This is a genomic window from Tritonibacter sp. SIMBA_163 (assembly GCF_046535935.1).
Lineage (GTDB): Bacteria > Pseudomonadota > Alphaproteobacteria > Rhodobacterales > Rhodobacteraceae > Epibacterium > Epibacterium scottomollicae.
The window spans coordinates 296,381-315,058 of record NZ_JAWJBP010000003.1 but is presented as its reverse complement, the minus strand read 5'-3'; the positions used below and the strand labels follow the sequence as shown (position 1 = coordinate 315,058).

The 18,678-nt window shown below is 64.9% G+C and carries 20 protein-coding genes; 9 read left to right on the top strand and 11 right to left on the bottom strand.

Translation table 11 applies throughout. The features are described from left to right. Window positions 1-339: 339 nt before the first annotated feature. The 7 genes from R0J92_RS08465 to R0J92_RS08435 are packed head-to-tail and all read left to right on the top strand — an operon-like array spanning window position 340 to window position 6,878. A complete protein-coding gene (locus R0J92_RS08465; protein ID WP_411051359.1) occupies window positions 340-1,560 on the top strand; it encodes a glycosyltransferase family protein in 1,221 nt (406 codons plus the stop codon). Beyond that, complete coding sequence (locus tag R0J92_RS08460) at window positions 1,557-2,801, top strand: glycosyltransferase (RefSeq protein WP_411051358.1); 1,245 nt, start codon at window positions 1,557-1,559, stop codon at window positions 2,799-2,801. Before R0J92_RS08465 ends, R0J92_RS08460 begins: the two co-directional genes overlap by 4 nt. Beyond that, window positions 2,798-3,901: a glycosyltransferase family 4 protein gene (locus R0J92_RS08455; protein WP_411051357.1), complete on the top strand. Its 1,104-nt coding sequence runs from the start codon at window positions 2,798-2,800 to the stop codon at window positions 3,899-3,901. The genes R0J92_RS08460 and R0J92_RS08455 overlap by 4 nt, the downstream gene beginning before the upstream one ends. Further along, window positions 3,898-4,482: a histidine phosphatase family protein gene (locus R0J92_RS08450; RefSeq protein WP_411051356.1), complete on the top strand. Its 585-nt coding sequence runs from the start codon at window positions 3,898-3,900 to the stop codon at window positions 4,480-4,482. Before R0J92_RS08455 ends, R0J92_RS08450 begins: the two co-directional genes overlap by 4 nt. Further along, window positions 4,479-5,618, top strand: a complete 1,140-nt coding sequence (locus R0J92_RS08445; protein ID WP_411051355.1) for a glycosyltransferase family protein — start codon at window positions 4,479-4,481, stop codon at window positions 5,616-5,618. Before R0J92_RS08450 ends, R0J92_RS08445 begins: the two co-directional genes overlap by 4 nt. Window positions 5,619-5,638: 20 nt before the next feature. Beyond that, complete coding sequence (locus R0J92_RS08440) at window positions 5,639-6,397, top strand: polysaccharide deacetylase family protein (protein ID WP_411051354.1); 759 nt, start codon at window positions 5,639-5,641, stop codon at window positions 6,395-6,397. Between the two features lies 1 nt (window position 6,398). Then, a complete protein-coding gene (locus tag R0J92_RS08435) occupies window positions 6,399-6,878 on the top strand; it encodes a class I SAM-dependent methyltransferase (RefSeq protein WP_411051353.1) in 480 nt (159 codons plus the stop codon). A gap of 469 nt (window positions 6,879-7,347) precedes the next feature. Here the strand turns inward: R0J92_RS08435 and R0J92_RS08430 are convergent, their stop codons facing one another. Beyond that, window positions 7,348-8,490 carry an alpha-D-ribose 1-methylphosphonate 5-triphosphate diphosphatase gene (locus R0J92_RS08430; protein ID WP_411051352.1) on the bottom strand — a complete coding sequence of 381 codons (1,143 nt, stop codon included), beginning with the start codon at window positions 8,488-8,490 and terminating at the stop codon, window positions 7,348-7,350. 52 nt (window positions 8,491-8,542) lie between these two features. Between R0J92_RS08430 and R0J92_RS08425 the strand changes: the two genes are divergently transcribed. Further along, on the top strand, window positions 8,543-9,226 hold the full coding sequence (locus R0J92_RS08425) for a DUF1045 domain-containing protein (protein WP_411051351.1): 684 nt from the start codon (window positions 8,543-8,545) through the stop codon (window positions 9,224-9,226). On the opposite strand, the gene phnN is transcribed toward R0J92_RS08425, so the two are convergent. From phnN to phnG, 7 genes are all read right to left on the bottom strand, one after another. Continuing rightward, on the bottom strand, window positions 9,208-9,780 hold the full coding sequence (phnN, locus tag R0J92_RS08420; RefSeq protein WP_411051350.1) for a phosphonate metabolism protein/1,5-bisphosphokinase (PRPP-forming) PhnN: 573 nt from the start codon (window positions 9,778-9,780) through the stop codon (window positions 9,208-9,210). The genes R0J92_RS08425 and phnN overlap by 19 nt on opposite strands. Next, entirely contained in the window at window positions 9,777-10,460 is a 684-nt protein-coding gene (phnL, locus tag R0J92_RS08415; RefSeq protein ID WP_106161826.1) for a phosphonate C-P lyase system protein PhnL, read from the bottom strand. Before phnL ends, phnN begins: the two co-directional genes overlap by 4 nt. 95 nt (window positions 10,461-10,555) lie before the next feature. Further along, a complete protein-coding gene (phnK, locus tag R0J92_RS08410) occupies window positions 10,556-11,326 on the bottom strand; it encodes a phosphonate C-P lyase system protein PhnK (RefSeq protein WP_106161824.1) in 771 nt (256 codons plus the stop codon). Beyond that, the gene (locus R0J92_RS08405; RefSeq protein ID WP_106161822.1) at window positions 11,326-12,207 is read right to left on the bottom strand and encodes an alpha-D-ribose 1-methylphosphonate 5-phosphate C-P-lyase PhnJ; all 882 of its coding nucleotides are present in this window, start codon (window positions 12,205-12,207) and stop codon (window positions 11,326-11,328) included. The genes phnK and R0J92_RS08405 overlap by 1 nt, the downstream gene beginning before the upstream one ends. A gap of 276 nt (window positions 12,208-12,483) precedes the next feature. After that, complete coding sequence (locus R0J92_RS08400) at window positions 12,484-13,587, bottom strand: carbon-phosphorus lyase complex subunit PhnI (RefSeq protein ID WP_411051349.1); 1,104 nt, start codon at window positions 13,585-13,587, stop codon at window positions 12,484-12,486. A 4-nt stretch (window positions 13,588-13,591) separates the two neighbouring features. Further along, the gene (gene phnH, locus R0J92_RS08395) at window positions 13,592-14,167 is read right to left on the bottom strand and encodes a phosphonate C-P lyase system protein PhnH (RefSeq protein WP_106161818.1); all 576 of its coding nucleotides are present in this window, start codon (window positions 14,165-14,167) and stop codon (window positions 13,592-13,594) included. Further along, window positions 14,167-14,619 (bottom strand): phosphonate C-P lyase system protein PhnG, encoded by a 453-nt coding sequence (gene phnG, locus R0J92_RS08390; RefSeq protein WP_106161816.1) that lies wholly within the window; start codon window positions 14,617-14,619, stop codon window positions 14,167-14,169. The genes phnH and phnG overlap by 1 nt, the downstream gene beginning before the upstream one ends. A gap of 110 nt (window positions 14,620-14,729) precedes the next feature. Here phnG and phnF point away from each other — a divergent pair, with 110 nt between their 5' ends. Continuing rightward, window positions 14,730-15,452, top strand: a complete 723-nt coding sequence (gene phnF / locus R0J92_RS08385; RefSeq protein ID WP_411051348.1) for a phosphonate metabolism transcriptional regulator PhnF — start codon at window positions 14,730-14,732, stop codon at window positions 15,450-15,452. Window positions 15,453-15,591: 139 nt separating this feature from the next. Here the strand turns inward: phnF and R0J92_RS08380 are convergent, their stop codons facing one another. From R0J92_RS08380 to phnE (R0J92_RS08370), 3 genes are all read right to left on the bottom strand, one after another. After that, window positions 15,592-16,206, bottom strand: a complete 615-nt coding sequence (locus R0J92_RS08380; RefSeq protein ID WP_411051347.1) for a chloramphenicol acetyltransferase — start codon at window positions 16,204-16,206, stop codon at window positions 15,592-15,594. A gap of 212 nt (window positions 16,207-16,418) precedes the next feature. Beyond that, window positions 16,419-17,750, bottom strand: coding sequence for a phosphonate ABC transporter, permease protein PhnE (gene phnE, locus R0J92_RS08375; RefSeq protein ID WP_411051346.1), 1,332 nt, complete (start codon window positions 17,748-17,750; stop codon window positions 16,419-16,421). Then, entirely contained in the window at window positions 17,747-18,631 is an 885-nt protein-coding gene (gene phnE / locus R0J92_RS08370) for a phosphonate ABC transporter, permease protein PhnE (RefSeq protein ID WP_411051345.1), read from the bottom strand. Before phnE (R0J92_RS08370) ends, phnE (R0J92_RS08375) begins: the two co-directional genes overlap by 4 nt. Between the last annotated feature and the right edge of the window lie 47 nt (window positions 18,632-18,678).

Below are 18,678 nucleotides of genomic sequence, written 5' to 3'. Positions count from 1 at the left end.
TCGGATGACGCCCGGATCTCATTGGTTTGATTGCATGAGCGCGCCAGCCAAGCTATATCACCCGTGTTTAATTGCTCGGGTTGTCGGCGCTGCGTGTTCACCGCGCCATAGCAGACCCGGCGCAGAGGCATGGGAAATCCGGCCGCGCTCCGCCGCTGATCAGGAGTGCGCCCGCATGACGTTGGGGCGGAATATGGCCAAGACGCACTGCATCACCCGATCCGGGTGCTGCACATCCCTCCCGACGCGGCGCCACGCCGCCTCGTGGCATGGGACCACCTCCGCAGGAGGGCACCGCCCGTCACCACGCCCGACCCCCACTTGCAAGCGAGTCCCCCTATGAGCGCCAGCACCCCCGCCCGTTTGGGCCCCTCGGGACGCGGACCGCGCATCCTGTTCTACAGCCACGACACCTTCGGGCTGGGACATCTGCGCCGCTCTCGTGCCCTGGCCGCCGCGATCACCTCTGCGGATCGCACCGCCTCTGCGATGATCCTGACCGGCTCGCCGGTGGCGGGGCGCTTTGCTTTCCCAAACCGGGTCGATCACATGCGTCTGCCCGGCGTCATCAAACGCTCCGATGGGTCCTACGCCAGCCGCACCATGGGCATGAATATCGAGGAAACCACCGAATTGCGTGCCGGGCTGATCCGCTCCACCGCCGAACAGTTTGCCCCGGACATCCTCGTCGTGGACAAGGAACCCTGCGGCTTTCGCGGCGAGCTGCTGCCCACGCTTGAACTGCTGCAAAAGCAGGGCAAGGCCAAGCTGGTGCTCGGCCTGCGCGACGTGCTGGACGAACCCGAGGTGCTCAGCGCCGAATGGGATCGCAAGGGCGCCCTGGCGGCGGCGGAACAATTCTACGATGAAATCTGGGTGTACGGGCTGCGCGATGTCTACGACCCCACCGCCGGGCTTGATCTGAGCGCGGCAGCTCAGGCGCGGATGCACTGGACCGGATACCTGCGCCGCGATCTTGGCAGCGTGGGCGAACCGCCCGAGCGACCTTATGTCCTGATCACTCCGGGCGGCGGTGGCGATGGCGCCATGATGGTGGACCTTGCGATTTCCGCCTACGAACGTGACCCCGATCTGATGCCGCGCGCGGTGCTGGTCTACGGGCCGTTCCTGTCCGGCGAGACACGCGCGGCCTTCGAGGATCGTGTGGCCGCACTGGATGGGCGCGTCACCGCCGTCGGCTTCGAGAGCGAGATCGAAACGCTCTTCGCAGGCGCGCAGGGGGTGATCTGCATGGGCGGCTACAATACCTTTTGCGAGGTTCTCTCGTTCGACAAACCGGCGGTGATCGTGCCGCGCACCACGCCGCGTCTCGAACAATGGATCCGCGCCAGCCGTGCCGAAGAACTGGGCCTTGTCACCATGCTTGATGAAACGCGCGACGGCTGGACGCCGCAGGCCATGATCGGTGCCATTCGTGCGCTGGAGCGGCAACCCCGCCCGTCGCAGGCGATCTCCGACGGGCTTCTGGACGGGCTCGACTACGTGACCGGGCGCGTCGACACTCTCTTGCACCAATTGCCGCGTGAGGCCGCAGAATGACATCACATCTCCCGGCGCTTGCCGTGCTGGTCAAGGGCTGGCCGCGCCTGTCCGAGACGTTCATAGCCCAGGAGCTGGTGGCGCTCGAAGAGGCTGGCCAACCCTTTGAAATCTGGTCGTTACGCCATCCCACCGACACCAAGACCCATCCGCTGCACGACCGCCTGCATGCGCCGGTACACTACCTGCCGGAATATCTGCACGATGACCCCGCCCGCGTCGCCCGCGCGCGCGAGACTGCGCGCACCCTGCCCGGCTATGCGACCGCCTATGCGGTCTGGCGCGCAGATTTGCGGCGCGATCCCAGCCACAACCGCATCCGCCGCTTTGGTCAGGCCTGCGTGCTGGCCTGCGAACTGCCCGCCGAGGTCCGTGGTCTTTACGCGCATTTCCTGCACACGCCGTCCTCCGTGGCGCGCTACGCCGCCATCATGCGCGGCCTGCCGTGGAGCTTTGCCGCGCATGCCAAGGACATCTGGACCTCGCCCGAATGGGAGCTGCGCGAAAAGCTCAAGACCGAGACCCATGGCGCAGCCTTCGGTGCCACCTGCACCGGGTTTGGTGCAAAACACCTGCAGGACCTCTCCGACGGGACCCCGGTGGATCTGATCTATCACGGCCTCGACCTGTCCCGCTTTCCCGCGCCGCCGCAGCGTATCCCGCGCACGCCCGATGCCCCGTTTCACATGATGTCGGTGGGCCGACTGGTGGAGAAAAAGGGCTTTGACCGGCTGATCGCCGCGCTGGCGCTGCTGCCCGCAGATCTGGACTGGCACTGGACCCATATCGGTGGTGGCGGCCTGAGGGATCTGTTGCAGGGCATGGCCGAGGATGCAGGTGTTGCGGACCGCATCACCTGGCGCGGTGCCTGCGACCAGCCTGAGGTGATCGCCGCCATGCGCGCCGCCGATCTCTTTGTGCTGCCCTCTCGCGTGGCTGCCGATGGCGACCGCGACGGGCTGCCGAACGTGCTGATGGAGGCCGCCTCGCAGGGGCTGGCGATCCTCTCCACCCCGGTCTCCGCCATCCCGGAGTTCATCGAAAGCGGCACCCATGGGCTGTTGTCCGATGACGCGCCCGCCGCCCTTGCCGATGCCATGCTGCGCTTTGCCCACGCCCCGGAAGAGGCAACCCGCATGGCGGATGCCGCATTGGCGCGCCTGCGTGCGGAGTTCACCATGCCCCCCGGCATCGCGCAGCTGAACACGCGCCTGTCGGCCATGCTCGGGACCGCAGAATGACACAGCCCCGCGTTGCCTTCTACGCGCCGATGAAGGCCCCCAGCCACGCCACGCCCTCCGGTGATCGGGCCATGGGCCGCAGCCTGATGGGGCTGCTGCAGGAGGGCGGCGCGGAGGTCGTGCTGGCCTCTGACCTGCGCCTGCACGACAAGCTTGGCGACCCGGTCCACCAGCAGATTCTGCAACAGCGCGCCGCCGATGAGGTGGGCCGCCTGGTCGAGGAACTGCCCCGGATCGACCTCTGGGTCACCTATCACAATTACTACAAGGCGCCCGACCTGATCGGCCCCGCCGTGGCCGCCGCCCGCGACATCCCTTACGTCCAGATCGAAAGCACCCGCGCGGCCAAACGGCTGATCGGGCCGTGGGCCGAATTTGCCCAGGCCGCCCATGCGGCCGCGGATCAGGCGGCGGTGATCTTCTACCTGACCGATCAGGACCGCGAAACGCTGGAACGGGATCGCGCCGGGGATCAGCAGCTGGTACATTTGCGCCCCTTCCTGTCGCGCAGCGATCTGCCAGACCCCGGCACGCTGGACGGGCCGATGCTGGCGGCGGGGATGATGCGGCAGGGGGACAAGCTGGCCTCTTATGCGCTTATCGCCGAGACACTGCGCCAACTTGATGCCAAGGCATCAACAGGGCGCGCGGTCGACTGGCAACTCCAAATTGCGGGCGACGGCCCCGCGCGCGCCGAGGTCGAGGCGCTTGTCGCCCCCTTTGGCGATCGCGTGCGCTTCCTCGGTCAGCTTGATGGCGCGTCCATGGCAGAGGCCTACAGTAGCGCTTCGCTGTTCCTATGGCCCGGTGTCAACGAGGCCTACGGCATGGTCTATCTCGAAGCGCAATCGCATGGGCTGCCGGTGGTGGCGCAAGACCGCCCCGGCCTGCGCGATGTGCTGCTGCCCGGCGCCTACCCCGCCCCGCACGCCGGTGCGGCAGCGCTGGCGGACGAGGTTGCGCGCCTTCTCGACAGCGCAGCAGAACGCGCCGATCTGGGGCGGCGGGCGCGGGATCATATCGCCACGCGCCACCTCAGACCCGCCGCACGCGACACGCTATGGTCAGCCCTGACTCCGCTGCTGGATCATCCGGCATGATCCGCCTCGCCCTCCTGCGACACGGGCATACGGCATGGAATCGCGCCGGGCGCATCCAGGGCCGCAGCGACATCGCGCTGGATGACACTGCCCGCGCGGAACTCGCCGCTCAAGCCCTGCCCAAGGACTGGCAAGGGGCCGACCTCTGGTCCAGCCCGCTGCAGCGCGCGGACGAGACCGCACGTCTGGTCACCGGCCGTGCGCCGCGCACCTCTCCCGCCCTGATCGAGATGAACTGGGGCGACTGGGAGGGCCAGCACGGAACCCGCCTGCGCGCCGACCCAGGCAGCGGCTTTCGCGACATCGAACACTGGGGCTGGGATTATCGCCCCCCCGGCGGCGAAACCCCGGCGGAGGTCTGGGACCGTCTGCGCCCCTGGATCGCCAGCCTGGAGCGCGACAGCGTCGCGGTCTGTCACATCGGCATCATGCGCATGATCCTGGCCCGCGCCCATGGCTGGAATTTCGACGGTCCGGCACCGTTTCAGGTCAAACGCAACCGGTTGTTCGTGGTGGAGGTCGACGGGGCTGCGCTGACCCCTTGGCACGAGCCCGTCAGGTTGGAAAAACGCACGTCATGAATGTCCTGATCGTTGTCACGCATCTGTTGGGCACCGGCCATCTGTCCCGCGCGCTGACGCTGGGGCGGGCCTTTGTCGAGACTGGCCATCACGTCACCGTCGCCTCTGGCGGCTTCCCCGCACCGCAACTCTCCACCCACGGGCTTGCCTTCGAACAATTGCCGCCGCTGCGCTCTGACGGCGTGGACTTCGCCCGCCTGCTGGACAAGGACGGCGCTGTGGCCGATGACGCCTACCACAGGGCCCGCCGCAATCACCTGACCACCCTGCTGCAAGCGTTGCAGCCGGATGTGCTGATCACCGAACTCTATCCCTTTGGCCGCCGCTCCCTGCGCGCTGAATTCCGCGCCCTGCTGGAGGCCGCCAAGGACCTGCCCCGCCGACCCCTGGTGCTGTCCTCGATCCGCGACATCCTTGCCCCGCCCTCAAAGCCGAAAAAGGCCGAGGACGCAGACGCCATGATCGCGGAATTCTACGACGGCGTGCTGGTGCATTCGGATCCGAAGGCCACCACGCTGGACACCAGCTGGCCGGTTTCCGACCTGCTGGCGGGCAAGGTGCACTACACCGGCTATGTCGCGCCCCCGGCTGCCACGCCCCATCCGGAGGGCGCCGGCAAGGGAGAGATTCTCGTCAGCGCCGGTGGCGGCGGCGTGGGGGATGCGCTCTATGCCTGCGCGGTGCAGGCGGCCAAGGCGATGCCGGACCATATCTGGCGCATTCTGGTCGGCGGATCAGATGCAGCGGCACGCATCACTCAGCTCTCGGACCCGACCTCGCCGGCTCTTCTGGAACCGGCCCGCCCCGATTTCCGCACCATGCTGCCCCATGCAGCGGCCTCGGTCAGCATGTGCGGTTACAACACCGCCCTCGACCTGCTGCAATCAGGCACCCCTGCGGTGCTGGTGCCCTTTGATGCGGGCAAGGAGGTAGAGCAATCCCTGCGCGCCCGAAGCCTCGCTCCCCTGCCCGGCTTTGCGGTCGAACCGGCCTCCACCCTTACCCCGGACCGCCTCTGCGCCGCCCTGCGCCAAGTCATGCAGGACACGCAACGCAGCCTTGACGGGTTTGAATTTGACGGGGCGCGCCGCAGCGTGGAGATTGCGGCATCGCTGCTGGGGAGGCAGCGCGCTTGAGCGCAAACGGGGGAGATCGGATGACACACGGCTGGAACGCGCTGGACGCGGAGCTGGAACACTGGGCCGCGCAAGACCTGCGCCTGCCGCTCTGGTGGCGGGATGACGATGCGATTGCCCCCAGCGACGCGCTGGCCCGGCTGGAGGCCCTGGCCACGCAGCTTGATCTGCCGGTGCACCTTGCGGTGATCCCCGAAGGCGCGGTGGCGGATCTTGTGACATCCGTGCAGCAATCGAGCCATCTGGTGCCGGTGGTGCATGGCTGGGCCCATCAAAACCACGCCGGTGCCGACAAGAAGAAATGCGAATTTCCGAGCACCCGGCCAGTGGATCAGGCGCTTGCGGATGCCGAAGACGGCATGGAGCGGCTGAAACAGCTGTTCGGAACCTCCCTGCAGCCGATGTTCGTGCCGCCCTGGAACCGGATCTCGCCCGCGATGCTGCCCTGGCTGGCGGGCCTGGGCTTTGCCGCGCTCTCCACCTATGGGCCGCGCAAGCGGGTGCAGGCCGCGCCGGGACTGATGCAGATCAACACTCATGTGGACCCGATCGACTGGAAGGGCAGCCGGGGTCTGGCCGCCGAAGATGAGATCCTCGCGCGGCTGGTGGCACACCTTGAGGCCCGGCGCGCCGGTACGCAGGATCGCGCAGAGCCGCTGGGCCTGCTGACACATCACCTTGTGCATGACGATCAGGTGTGGGAGTTCTGCGAAACCCTCCTGACCCGCCTGCTGGCCGGTCCCGCGCATCCCTGGCGCTTCAACGAAAGGATCAGCTGAGATGAGCCGACTGGACAGCATGCTGCGCCGCCTCACCGCCCAACGCGACGGGCTCAATTGGGCTGCGGAGGCGATTTCCGACGTTGCCGGTGATGTGCTCGACCTCGGACTGGGCAACGGGCGCACCTATGACCACCTGCGCGAGGTTCTGGCCGAACGGCGCATCTGGGTCATCGACCGGGTGCTGCAATGCCATCCGTCCTGCGTGCCGCCGGAGGAGAATTTCCTGCAAGGCGAAGCGGAGCCGATGCTGGCCCGACTGGCCGAGGGCGGACACCGTCTGGCGCTGGCGCATTACGATCTGGGCTTTGGCGTCAAGGAAAAGGACGTGGCCGAGGCGGCAAAACTGTCGCCAGCGTTGGCACAGGTCATGGCGCCGGGCGGGCTGATCATCTCCGGCCAGCCGCTGGTGGGCTTCACCGAGGTCGACGGACCGGCGGGCATTCCCGAAGGCCGCTACATGTTCTATCGCGCCGGCTAAACGCACCGGCCCTTCGAAGCCCACCTTCGCACTCGCCTATTTTCGAACTCACCCACTTTCAACCTCAAAGGAGAGCCGCTGTCGCGGCTCTCAGGTTTTGCGCTTTGCTTTGCAAATCGCGGGGGAGCGGGGGCCGCGCCTGCGGCGCGGCCCCCGCTCGGCCCAACGCTTTTGGGGGAGGCTCTGCCTCAACCATAAAGGGGCGGGAGTGCTCCCTCTGCGCCGAAACGCAACACCCAGGACAGGTCAATCTGACTGCCCCAATGTTTCGCACGCGAAACAATGCGGCAGCATGTCTGATACTTTTTGTGGGCGTAGCCAAGCCTGCGCATGCTGATATCTAGCGTCACCGCAACACGGCCCTTCATACGCGACCAAAGCGTCGCCTAGCGGCTTTCCAAACTACGAACACTACGCGCGGCCCCTTTGGGGGACGCGCTCCGCTTTGCAGCCCGCCGATCCCGCAGGATCAGGCGATGCGTTGACCGCGGGACAGTACCGCGCGCGGCATCGGGGTGCCGTCGCCAATGGCAAAGCGGATCAGATCGGCGCGCTTGCCGACCTCCAGCACACCGCGATCCGTCAACCCGACCGCGGCCGCCGGAGCCGAGGTCACAGTCGCCATGCCACGGGCCAGATCACCCCAGATTTCGCCCAGCTTCACCGCTGCCTGCAGCTGCGCTGCCGGGATGTAGTCCGACGACACGATGTCCAGCAGCTCCAGCTCCGCCAGCTCCTTCGCCGCGACGTTGCCGGAGTGCGACCCGCCCCGCATCAGGTTCGGCGCGCCCATCATCACCGCAATGCCGTGGGCATGGCAGGCCCGCGCGGCCTCGACCGTGGTGGGAAACTCGGCCAGACGAATGCCGTGACCGGCAGAGGTGGCAACCTGCTCGGCGGTGGTGTCGTCATGGCTGGCCAGAACCGCACCAAAGCGCGCGGCCTCGGCCACGGTGGCGGCCTCATGCGCATCGCCGAAACGGGCGCGCAGGTCCTTCAGGTTGGCCACATGGGTGATGAACTCCTCATCCGACATGCCCCGCTTGGACTTCACATATTGCTCCAGCTTGGCGATATCGCGGAACTGGCGCTGGCCTGGCGTGTGATCCATCAGGCTGACCAGACCAACACGATCCTCGGCAGTGAATTCCGACAGCTCCTCGGCCAGGGTTTCCGAGCAGACCTCGGCGCGCAAATGCAGGAAGTGACTGATCTTAAGCATGTCCTTGGCGCGCAACTCCAGCATCTCGGTCGCCAGCTGGCGGGCATATTTCACGTAAGCCCCCTTGCCGCTCGGGATGGACCCGACGCGCATGGCATCAAATACGGTTGTGATACCGGTGGAGGCCAGCTCCGCATCATGCGCCACCAATGCAGCAGCATGGGACCAGTCCACACCGGGGCGCGGCTCGATATGGCGCTCCAGATTGTCTGTGTGCAGCTCGATCAGGCCGGGGCTGAGGTAATCCCCCTCCAGGTCCATCGCCCCGGTGGGCACGGCGCTGCCATCGGCGATCTCGGCGATCAGTCCGTCGGTGATTTTGACACTGCCCCTGCGGGTTTCACCGGCAAGGATCAGCGTGGCATTGGCAAGGATCAACTCTTGTGTCATCTGAATTTCACGTCTTTCGAGCTAGAGAAGGCCCACGTCTTAGGAGGCCAATGTGACATTTACGCGATACGCGATTTACTTCGCTCCGCCCGCCGATGCGGGTTGGAGCAAATGGGCAACCGGCTGGCTCGGTTGGGATATGGAAGCGGGCCGTGAGGCCGCCCCCCCCGAGGCCGGTGCATTGGATGTGGCGGCAATCACCGCGACGCCGCGCAAATACGGGCTGCATGCGACCATGAAGCCGCCGATGCGTCTGGCAACGGGCACCGATGAGGCGCAGTTGCGCGCCGCCTGCGCCGCGCTGGCCGCCACCCGTACGCCCGTCACGCTGGACGGGTTGCAGATCGACCGGCTGGGCCGGTTTTTGGCGCTGCGCCCGGTTGGGGACGTCACCGCCCTGAACGCGCTGGCAGCGGCCTGCGTGACCGAGCTGGATGCCTTTCGAGCGCCGGCACCGGATGCCGAGGTCGCAAAACGCCGCGCGGCGGGCCTCAGTGCCGAGCAGGACACAAACCTTGTCGAATGGGGCTATCCTTACGTGCTGGACCAGTTCCGCTTTCACATCACCCTCACCGGAAAATTGCCCAAGGGCGATCTTCCCGCGGTCGAGGATTACCTCGCGTCCGAGCTGGCGCCGCTTTTGCCTCAGCCCTTCGTGATCAACGACTTGGCACTGATGGGCGAGGCAGAGGATGGGCGCTTTCACCTGATCCAACGCTATGCCCTCTCGGCCTGAATGATCGCCTGAGCCTGGACAATGGCGGCACAGAGCGCGCCGCTGTTGTCCACCTCATAGACCTGTCGCAGCCCGTCCGGCAGAGCGAGGCTGGCGCGGGCCAGACGGCGCTGCACCTCCTCGGCATCCTCGCGCCCGCGACCGGCCAAGCGCTGCGCCAGCACCTCCGGGTCGGCGGTGACGGAGATCACGCGAAAGTCGTCAAACACCTCCTGCGCCTGCAGAAGCACCGCACGCGACAGGTTCACCAGCACGCCGGACGCGCCAATGCGCAGTTTCTCGATGTCGCGCGGGATGCCGTACCGCAGCCCATGCGCGCGCCAGTGCAAGGCAAAAACATCCACCAGCACCAGCGCTTCGAATTCGGGCTCGGACACCGGTTGATAGTCTTCACCACCCGCGTCGGGCGCGCGGGTGATGACGCGGCGCATGCTGCGCAGGCGTGGATCGGCGACCGCAAGGCCGCTCATCACGCTGTCCTTGCCGACTCCCGAAGGGCCGACAACGGCGATCACCGGTCCTTTGGCGGGGCTCATGTCGGCAGACACGCTCATGCGGCGACCTTGGGAGAGAAGGCCGACACATCAATGAACCGATCACAGACCTGTTCGCGCGCGGACTCGTCGTGGAAGATGCCGATGATCGCCGCACCGCGTGCCTTGGCGGTCTCGATCAGGCCCAGCACGGTGGCGCGGTTCTGCGCATCGAGGCTGGCGGTGGGCTCGTCCAAGAGCATCGCCGGATAGTCATAGGCAAACCCGCGCGCGATGTTGACCCGCTGCTGTTCCCCGCCGGAGAAGGTGGTGGGGCTGAGGCTCCACAGGCGCTCGGGGATATTGAGCTGCGCCAGCAGCGATGCGGCGCGGTCGCGCGCCTTTTCCACCGGGGTGCCGACGGACAGCAGCGGCTCTGCCACCACATCCAGCGTGGAGACCCGTGGCACCACCCGCAGGAACTGACTGACGTAGCCCAGCGTCTTGCGGCGCAGTTCCAGGATTTCACGCGGCTCGGCCTGCGCCACGTCCAGCCCGCCGATCAGGATATGACCGGAGGCCGCGAGGTAATTGCCGTAAATGAGCCGCATGAGGGTCGATTTGCCCGCGCCCGAGGCGCCGACCAGCCCAACGCATTCGCCGGGGCTGACAGAGAGCGTCGCGCCCTCCATCACCGGAATGGTGGCGCTGCCCTGATTGTGCAGGGTGAAGCTTTTGCAGACATTTTGAATGTCGATCATGGGAGTGTGAGAAGCGGTCATAGCCAGCCTTTCCAACGGAAGAAGAGAATGCTGTCGCGTGCAACTTGTATCATCGCGCAGGCACGGAACATTGCTCACACCTGCAGCACGGACGAGACCAGAAGCTGAGTATAGGCGTGTTGCGGATCATCAAGCACCTGATCCGTGAGGCCGGTTTCCACCACATGGCCGGATTTCATCACCATCAGGCGATCCGCCAACAGGCGCACCACGGCGAGGTCATGGGTGACGATGATCGCCGACAGCCCCATTTCGCGCACCAATCCGCGCAGCAGGTCCAACAGTCGCGCCTGTACGGAGACATCAAGCCCGCCGGTGGGTTCGTCCATGAACACCAGACGCGGGCCGGTCACCAGGTTGCGGGCGATCTGCAGACGCTGCTGCATGCCGCCGGAGAACGCCGTGGGGCGGTCGTCCACCCGGCTCTCCTCGATCTCCACCCGGTCGAGCCAGTCGACGGCACGGTCGCGGATCTGACCATAGTGGCGGTCGCCCACGGCCATCAGCCGCTCGCCAATGTTGCCACCCGCCGAGACCGACATGCGCAGCCCGTCGCGGGCGTGCTGGTGCACAAAGGCCCAGTCGGTGCGGCTGAGCATGCGGCGCTCGGGCTCCGACATGGTGACGGTATCGACCGGGCCGCGATCACGGGTGTCAAAGATCACCTCGCCCGCGTCCGGCTCCAGATGCCCGGCAAGGCAGTTCAGCAGCGTGGATTTGCCGGAGCCCGACTCGCCCACGATACCCATGACTTCGCCCGGATAGAGATCAAATGAGACATCGGTGCACCCGATCCGGTGGCCGTACATCTTCTGGATGTTGTTGACTTGCAAAAGAGATTGCATCACGCGGCCTCCGGTCCGGTGGTGAGGGGTGCGTCGGAGCCAAGACGGCCCACATGGCCCGCCTCGCGCCGCGCGCGGCAATAATCAGTGTCGGAACAGACAAACATCCGCCCCCCTGCATCATCCATGATCACCTCGTCGAGATAGCTGTCCTCGGCGGCGCAGAGATCGCAGGCATGGTCGGCCTTGGTGGCTTCAAACGGGTAGTCCTCGAAATCGAGGGAGACCACTTTGGTGTAGGGGGGAACCGCGTAGATACGCTGCTCCCGCCCCGCACCAAAGAGCTGGATCGCGGCCATTTCCATCTTGGGGTTGTCGAATTTCGGAATGGGAGACGGATCCATGACATAGCGCCCTTCCACCTTCACCGGATAGGCATAGGAGGTGGCGATGGAGCCATGTTGGCTGATGTCCTCATAGAGCTTCACATGCATGAGGCCGTATTCTTCAAGCGCATGCATCTTGCGGGTCTCGGTCTCGCGCGGCTCCAGAAAGCGCAGTGGCTCCGGGATCGGCACCTGATAGACGATGATCTGATCCTCGCGCAGGGTGGCCTCCGGAATCCGGTGACGGGTCTGGATGATCGAGGCTTTTTCGGTTTCCTCGGTGGTGGCAACACCGGCGGTGCGCTCAAAGAACTTGCGTATGGAGACCGCGTTGGTGGTGTCATCCGCGCCCTGGTCGATCACCTTGAGGGTATCATCCGGCGTCAGCGCCGCCGCAGAGACCTGCACGCCGCCGGTGCCCCAGCCATAGGGCATCGGCATCTCGCGACTGGCAAAGGGCACCTGATAACCGGGGATAGCGAGACCTTTGAGGATCGCGCGACGGATCATCCGCTTGGTCTGCTCGTCAAGGTATGCAAAGTTGTAGTCAGACATGTTAACGACCCCTTACCGGATTTCTGTGACCTGCATTTGAGGGCGATCCCAAATGAGTTTTGAACAAAAATTGGCTTTCGCATTTGGAGGAGGTTTTTTCCTGTTGATCTATTGTCTCGTTCGGTTGGCGATTAGATTTCGCCGAGGAGATTTTGACAGCGCCCCAGCCAAAGGCGATCAAACGAAAGCGCATAATTCGATAGATCCAATCGATGTAGCGGTCGGCACGGGACATTACGGAGGTGGTGCAATCCATAGAGACGGGGAAGATTAAGCTCATTCCGCCGCCTCCCGCGCTTGCTGGGCCGCCACGCGCGCGGCCTCGGCCTCACGGCGCAGCTTGCGCACCAGTTCCAGTTCGGACTGGAAATCCACGTAATGCGGCAGCTTGATATGTTCGAGAAAGCCGGTCGCCTGGATGTTGTCGCAATGGCTGAGGACAAATTCCTCGTCCTGCGCGGCGGCGCCGACGTCGTCCTCACCCAGCTCGCGCCAGCGCAGCGCCCGGTCCACCAGCGCCATGGCAATCGCCTTGCGCTCGGTCTGGCCAAAAACCAGACCATAGCCCCGGGTGAACTGCGGCGGCTCGGTCTTGGAGCCCTTGAACTGGTTCACCGTCTCGCATTCCGTCAGCTCCACCTCGCCGATCTCGATGGCAAAGCCCAGCTCGGGGATGTCCATCTCCACCGCGACAGAGCCGATGCGCAGCTCGCCCACAAAGGCGTGGTTGCGCGCATAGCCGCGCTGGGTGGAATAGGCCATGCCAAGGATGAACCCCTCGTCGCCCCGGGTCAGCGTCTGCAACCGGGTGGCGCGATCCGCCGGGAAAGACATCGGCTCGCGCGTGATGTCCTTGGGCGTGGCATCGCTGGCGGGCTGATCCTCGATGATGTCCTCGCCGCGCAGGAAGCTGGTCACATGCGGGGTTGGCTCGCGGCGTGGTGTGCCACTGGGGGCCTCGGGCAGCTCTCCTTCGGCGGCCAGTTTGAAATCCAGCAGCCGGTGGGTGTAGTCGAATGTCGGGCCAAGCACCTGCCCGCCGGGCACGTCCTTGAAGGTGGCCGAGACGCGACGGTCGCAGGCCATGTCGGCGGTCTCCACGGGCTGTGAGGTGCCAAAGCGCGGCAGCGTGGTGCGATAGGCACGCATGAGAAATATTGCCTCGATCAGATCGCCTCGCGACTGCTTGATCGCCAGTGCCGCAAGGTCGGGATCATATAGCGAGCCTTCGGCCATCACGCGGTTCACCGCCAGCTTCAGCTGCTCGCGGATCTGGGCCAGTGACAGCTCGGCGACGGAAGTGTCGCCACGGCGCTCCTCCGCCAGCCAGGCATGGGCATTGTCGATGGCGCGTTCGCCACCTTTTACGGCTACATACATGCGCTTAGCCCTCCGACTGGATCTGGCTCGACCGTGGCAGGGCAGCCACTTGCGATCCTGATGTGAAAAAGAAATCCACCCCAAGCGGGTAGAGCATGGAATTGCGCTGCATCAGGGCCACGTCGGGCAGGTACATCTGGGCGCTGTCCTTGATGCCAGGCCCGGTGAGACGCGCATTCGGGGCGGCCAAATCGCCCCCCTCAACCACCAGCGTGGCGGAGCGGTCCGGGTATTCCGAGGTGCCGATGCGGTATTGATCGATCGGCATCAGTGCGGCCCAGCCGCCAACGGCAAAATCCGCCTCCGCTGCGGGGACAATCGGCGCGCCGGTGTGAAAGGTCAGCCAGCCGCGCAAGCCCGCGCTGTCCACATCCGTCGCCAGATAGATGCCGGTTTCCGGATCACACAGGGTCAGCAACAGGCTGGCAGCAGCGATGCCGAGGCCCTCGGGCGCTTCGCCGCCGGTCAGGGTGCGGATCTCACCCGGACGCGCCATTACGTCCATCGCGGCCCGAAAGCCATGCGCCGCGGCCACTGCGGGATCGGCAAAACCGCCGGAATAGATATCGAGCTGGGTCATCAGTCCTCTCCTCGCACCATGGTGAAGAAATCAACCTTGGTCGCGGCGGCCTTGGCGGCGCGGGCGTCGCGGGCGGCAGCTTTCTCCTGGCGCAGTGGCGTCAGGATCTTGTCCTCGACCTCTGCCGCGGCTTCGGTCTGCATCATCGCGTCCAGCTTGGCGGCCAGTTCCGCCTGCCGCTTGCTGCGGCCCTGCACATAACCATGCCCAACGGTGCCGTCGGCAATCTTGAGTGTGCAGCGAGTCACCGTCATTTCCCCGAGGTTGAAAGGCGCGCCAGTGCCGCCGGTCCGCCCCCGCACCATCACGCCACCGGTCTCGGGTGCGCGCAGCCAGTCGTGGTCAGGCTGCGCCTCCAATGTGTCGAAGAGCGCGACAAGGCGGCCCTCCGCTGCCGAGGCCAAAAGGCTCATCCAGCCTTTGCGTGCCTCTGGCGCTATTTCTTGTGTCATGTCTCTGGTCGCCTCTTGGCAGGATTGTCTACATGTCCTATACAACTAGACAAATACTACATGAGTCGCCCTCTGCGGCGCAAGCCACCTGATCGTGAAGGTTTGATGACATGGCAAAATCCCCCTCTCGCACTCCGGTCTGGAAGTCGATCACCATCACCCTGACCGATGACATCGCCCAGGGGCGCTACGACACCGGCACCAAGCTGCCCGCAGAGGCACAGCTGGCCGAGCGTTTTGGCGTCAACCGCCACACGGTGCGCCGGGCGCTGGCGGATATGGCGCAGCAGGGTCTGGTGCATGCGCGCCGGGGTGCGGGCGTGTTTGTGGCGGCGAAACCCACTGACTACCCGGTGGGCAAGCGCATCCGCTTTCACCAGAACATCCGCCGCGCGGGCCGCGCGCCTAGCAAGAAAGTGCTGCGGCTGGAGGTGCTGGCCGCCGATGGGCGCGAAGCCGATGCCCTGGATCTGGAGCCCGGGGCGCCGGTGGTGGTTTATGAGGGGTTGTCTTACGCGGATGACCATCCGGTCGCATTGGCGCGGACGGTGTTTCCGGCAGACCGCTTGCCCGGCATCATGGAGGCGCTGGAGGCGCATGAGTCTATCACCGCCGCGCTGAAAGCCTGCGGCGTCGAGGACTATACCCGTCGCGAAACCCGGATCACCGCAAAGCTTGCAACCGCAACGCAAGCCCTGCACCTGCGCACATCGGAGGGCGCGCCGATCCTGCGCACCACGGGAATCTCAGACGACATGCAGGGTGTGCCGATCGAATTCGGGCGGACCTGGTTTGCCGGTGACCGGGTGACTCTGACGGTGGGCGACGACTGACGCGACCGCACGACGGGACTGCTCCCGCCAGGCGCCGGATCGCTGCCACGCGCGGCCGGGCCCAACTCCGCCAAGGGGGCTTGCAGCCGGCAAGACACCTGCGGAGGCGGGAGCCCCCGTCCCCGCGCTGCGCCGTCCGTTATTCATACTTCTCCAGAAAGGCCTCTGCCCGCAACGCCCGGAAGTCCGGCAGAGCCGCTCGCAGGGACGCATGATCCCACTCCCACCAGGCCAGCGCCATCATCCGCTCCGCCACCGGTTCCGGGTAGCGCCGCCGGATCAACCGCGCTGTGTTGCCACCCACGATGGTGTAGGGCGCCACATCCTTGGTCACCACGGACCCCGAGGCCACCACGGCCCCGTGACCGATGGTCACCTCCGGCTTAATCATCGCGCCATGGCCGATCCATGTGTCGTGCCCAATGCTTGAGCGGCGGCTCTTACGGTGCGCAAACCACTCCGCATCATCCTCCGCATCCTCCCAGTAGCTGGCCGAGCGATAGAGGAAATGATGCAGAGAGGCCTTCTCCATAGGGTGATCAGTGGCGCCGATACGGGTGAAGCTGGCGATATTGGCGAATTTTCCGATCTCCGCATTGGCGATGTCACAGCTGCGGTCGCAGTAGCTGTAGTCGCCGAAATGACTGTTGGCCACGCGGGTGCCTGCACCGACCTCCGTGTAGGCCCCGAAGCTACTGTGCGCCACGTCGCAACCGGGGTGGATCACCGGCTCTGTCGGAGAGAGTTTTGCCATGTCTTGCCTGCTTTCCGTCCGCAAGGGTCCAGCCTTGACTGGCTCGTGCGGAACTTGTCGAGATTCAATATACAACTAGACAAAGTATAATTTACCGCCACGCGTCAGGCCATGGGTTTCGCACCTGTGGAAGACGTAAAAGCCCCCACCCGGAACGGGCGAGGGCCTTGATGCGACAGGGGTCAGCCCTGCCCTAAGCTCAGGCCGACATATCAGTGCCCGCCCTCACTACCGCTGATCAACCGCTTGCGCAGCCAGCCGGAGAACCAGTCCATCATCATCACCATCAGGATGATCAGCACGATGTAATAGCTCACCTCTTCCCAGTCCTTCTGGGTGATGATCGCCTGGGTCAGCAGCAGACCGATTCCACCGCCGGTAATTGCACCGATGATGGTGGCCGAGCGGGTGTTGGATTCGAGGAAATACAACAACTGCGACAGAAGCACTGGCATAATCTGCGGTATCACTCCGAAACGGTAGCGCTGGATTGGCTTGGCACCGGTGGAGGCGACACCCTCGATCTGTTTCTCATCGACGTTTTCCAGCGCCTCGGAGAAGATCTTGCCGAAGGTGCCAGTATCGGTGATCAGGATCGCCAGCGCGCCGGTCATCGGGCCGGGGCCAAATGCGCGCGCCAGCACCACGGTCCAGATCAGCGAATCCACGCCGCGCACGAAATCAAACACCCGCCGCGTCGCAAATCGTATGACCCGGATCGGCATGAAGTTTCGCGTACCGAGGAATGCCAGCGGCAGTGCCACCAGACCCGCGCCAAACGTCCCAAGGAACGCCATCAGGATGGTCTCGCCGATGGCCCAGGCCACATCGCTGTGCCGCCACATCTTGTTGTTCCAGAAGTCGTTCCAGATTGCGCCTGCCTCGCCAGAAACCGCGCGACTGGCCAACTCCCCGATGCCGGCCCCGTGATAGGGGCTGTCGAGGGTGAAGAAGAACAATTCCCACCCCAGGAAATAGCGAAACACTTCAGAGCGATTCCGGGTTACCGACAGGCGCCCCGCATCAGTGGTGATCGCCAGCCGGTTCTTGGAGAGGTTGATCCAGTCAGGCACCTCGCCCTCGGGCAGCACCGCCTGTACGCCCAAGCTGCGCGAGGGGGTGGCGGAGACCAGACCGTAGCCGGGAATATCATATTCGATGGTCTCGGGACCAAAGCGCACCACATGGCCGCCGGTCAGGTCGATCACCGTTGTGCCGCCCGCCGCAGCCGCCGGGGTCACCCAGTCCGGGCTCATGCCCTCCGGGTATTCGCCCTTGCGCTCGCCCTCGACCGCATAGGTCACGTCGCCCGTGCGATTGTCGCGGGTGACATGGGTTTTGTAACTGTAGGTGTCGGATACCAAAGTGCGGGCGTTGTCCATTGATGCACGTTCCCACAGGCCCAGCACATCGAAGGAAAAGAAAACATAGGTCAAATAGGCCAGCACGACCGCAGGCAGGCCGAAGTTCATCAGCTTCTTCTTCAGGAACAGCTTATCCATCTGCCCCTTCAGCGGGCCGGTGTTGAGGTCCATGGTGGTCATGCGGTGGCCCCTTTCCGGTTGCCGTGGGTCAGGCGATCGCGCACCGAACCGGAGATCTGGTCGACAACAACAATGGTTGCGAACAGCAGAACAAAAATCGCTGCTGCCTCGTCGTATTTGCCCTGCCCCCAGGACATGGAGTTCTTCAGCTCGTAGCCGATGCCTCCGGCGCCCACGAAGCCCAGGATCGCAGAGGCGCGAATGTTGATTTCAAATCGCAAAAGCGCATAGGACACGTAGTTCGGACCCACCTGAGGGATCACCCCGAGCCACATGCGTTGGGCCCAGGAGGCCCCGGTAGAACTGAGCCCCTCGACGGGTTTCAGGGAGGCGTTCTCGTTCACCTCGGAAAACAGTTTTCCCAATGCGCCGGCGGTGTGAACGGCGATGGCGATCATTGCAGGAACCGGACCACCGCCCAGCAAAAAGATCAGCACCAGCGCAATCACGATTTCCGGAATCGCGCGGCAGATGTCCATGATCCGGCGAAACAGCGGGATCAGCGCTGGCCAGGGTGCCATGCCGCGTGTCGACAACAGCGACAGCAGAATGCCAAAGATGGCCCCCAACAGTGTGGCAGCCCCGGCGATGTTGACGGTCTCGATCAGGGCGGGGAAGAAATGCACCATATGGCCGGGCAGTTCCGCCGCCTTTTCTGCCGCTTCGGACAGCACCTCGGCCGGGTAGTCGAAGATCCGCTGGTAGCCGTCGGCAAAAGAGCCGGCGTTGCGGTCATCGGCGGTGCGGAAGCCCGCCACCATCAGCGCGATAAACAATGCCAGAAGCACCCCGCCATAGAGGCGCTTGCGTCGGGTGAGATCGGCATATTGCGTCCGGATCTCATCCACCGTTCTGGGGGCGTGAGCGGTCAGATCAGCCATTAAATTCGTCCTGGGTCATGGGTGTGGCCCTGTTCCGGGTCCGCTGC

Excerpts from the sequence above, each read along its gene's own strand:
- R0J92_RS08465 (WP_411051359.1), top strand. The coding sequence starts at position 340 with ATGAGCGCCAGCACCCCCGCCCGTTTGGGCCCCTCGGGACGCGGACCG.
- R0J92_RS08460 (WP_411051358.1), top strand. The coding sequence starts at position 1,557 with ATGACATCACATCTCCCGGCGCTTGCCGTGCTGGTCAAGGGCTGGCCG.
- R0J92_RS08455 (WP_411051357.1), top strand. The coding sequence starts at position 2,798 with ATGACACAGCCCCGCGTTGCCTTCTACGCGCCGATGAAGGCCCCCAGC.
- R0J92_RS08450 (WP_411051356.1), top strand. The coding sequence starts at position 3,898 with ATGATCCGCCTCGCCCTCCTGCGACACGGGCATACGGCATGGAATCGC.
- R0J92_RS08445 (WP_411051355.1), top strand. The coding sequence starts at position 4,479 with ATGAATGTCCTGATCGTTGTCACGCATCTGTTGGGCACCGGCCATCTG.
- R0J92_RS08440 (WP_411051354.1), top strand. The coding sequence starts at position 5,639 with ATGACACACGGCTGGAACGCGCTGGACGCGGAGCTGGAACACTGGGCC.
- R0J92_RS08435 (WP_411051353.1), top strand. The coding sequence starts at position 6,399 with ATGAGCCGACTGGACAGCATGCTGCGCCGCCTCACCGCCCAACGCGAC.
- R0J92_RS08430 (WP_411051352.1), bottom strand. The coding sequence starts at position 8,490 with ATGACACAAGAGTTGATCCTTGCCAATGCCACGCTGATCCTTGCCGGT.
- phnN (WP_411051350.1), bottom strand. The coding sequence starts at position 9,780 with ATGAGCGTGTCTGCCGACATGAGCCCCGCCAAAGGACCGGTGATCGCC.
- phnL (WP_106161826.1), bottom strand. The coding sequence starts at position 10,460 with ATGATCGACATTCAAAATGTCTGCAAAAGCTTCACCCTGCACAATCAG.
- phnK (WP_106161824.1), bottom strand. The coding sequence starts at position 11,326 with ATGCAATCTCTTTTGCAAGTCAACAACATCCAGAAGATGTACGGCCAC.
- R0J92_RS08405 (WP_106161822.1), bottom strand. The coding sequence starts at position 12,207 with ATGTCTGACTACAACTTTGCATACCTTGACGAGCAGACCAAGCGGATG.
- R0J92_RS08400 (WP_411051349.1), bottom strand. The coding sequence starts at position 13,587 with ATGTATGTAGCCGTAAAAGGTGGCGAACGCGCCATCGACAATGCCCAT.
- phnH (WP_106161818.1), bottom strand. The coding sequence starts at position 14,167 with ATGACCCAGCTCGATATCTATTCCGGCGGTTTTGCCGATCCCGCAGTG.
- phnG (WP_106161816.1), bottom strand. The coding sequence starts at position 14,619 with ATGACACAAGAAATAGCGCCAGAGGCACGCAAAGGCTGGATGAGCCTT.
- phnF (WP_411051348.1), top strand. The coding sequence starts at position 14,730 with ATGGCAAAATCCCCCTCTCGCACTCCGGTCTGGAAGTCGATCACCATC.
- R0J92_RS08380 (WP_411051347.1), bottom strand. The coding sequence starts at position 16,206 with ATGGCAAAACTCTCTCCGACAGAGCCGGTGATCCACCCCGGTTGCGAC.
- phnE (WP_411051346.1), bottom strand. The coding sequence starts at position 17,750 with ATGACCACCATGGACCTCAACACCGGCCCGCTGAAGGGGCAGATGGAT.
- phnE (WP_411051345.1), bottom strand. The coding sequence starts at position 18,631 with ATGGCTGATCTGACCGCTCACGCCCCCAGAACGGTGGATGAGATCCGG.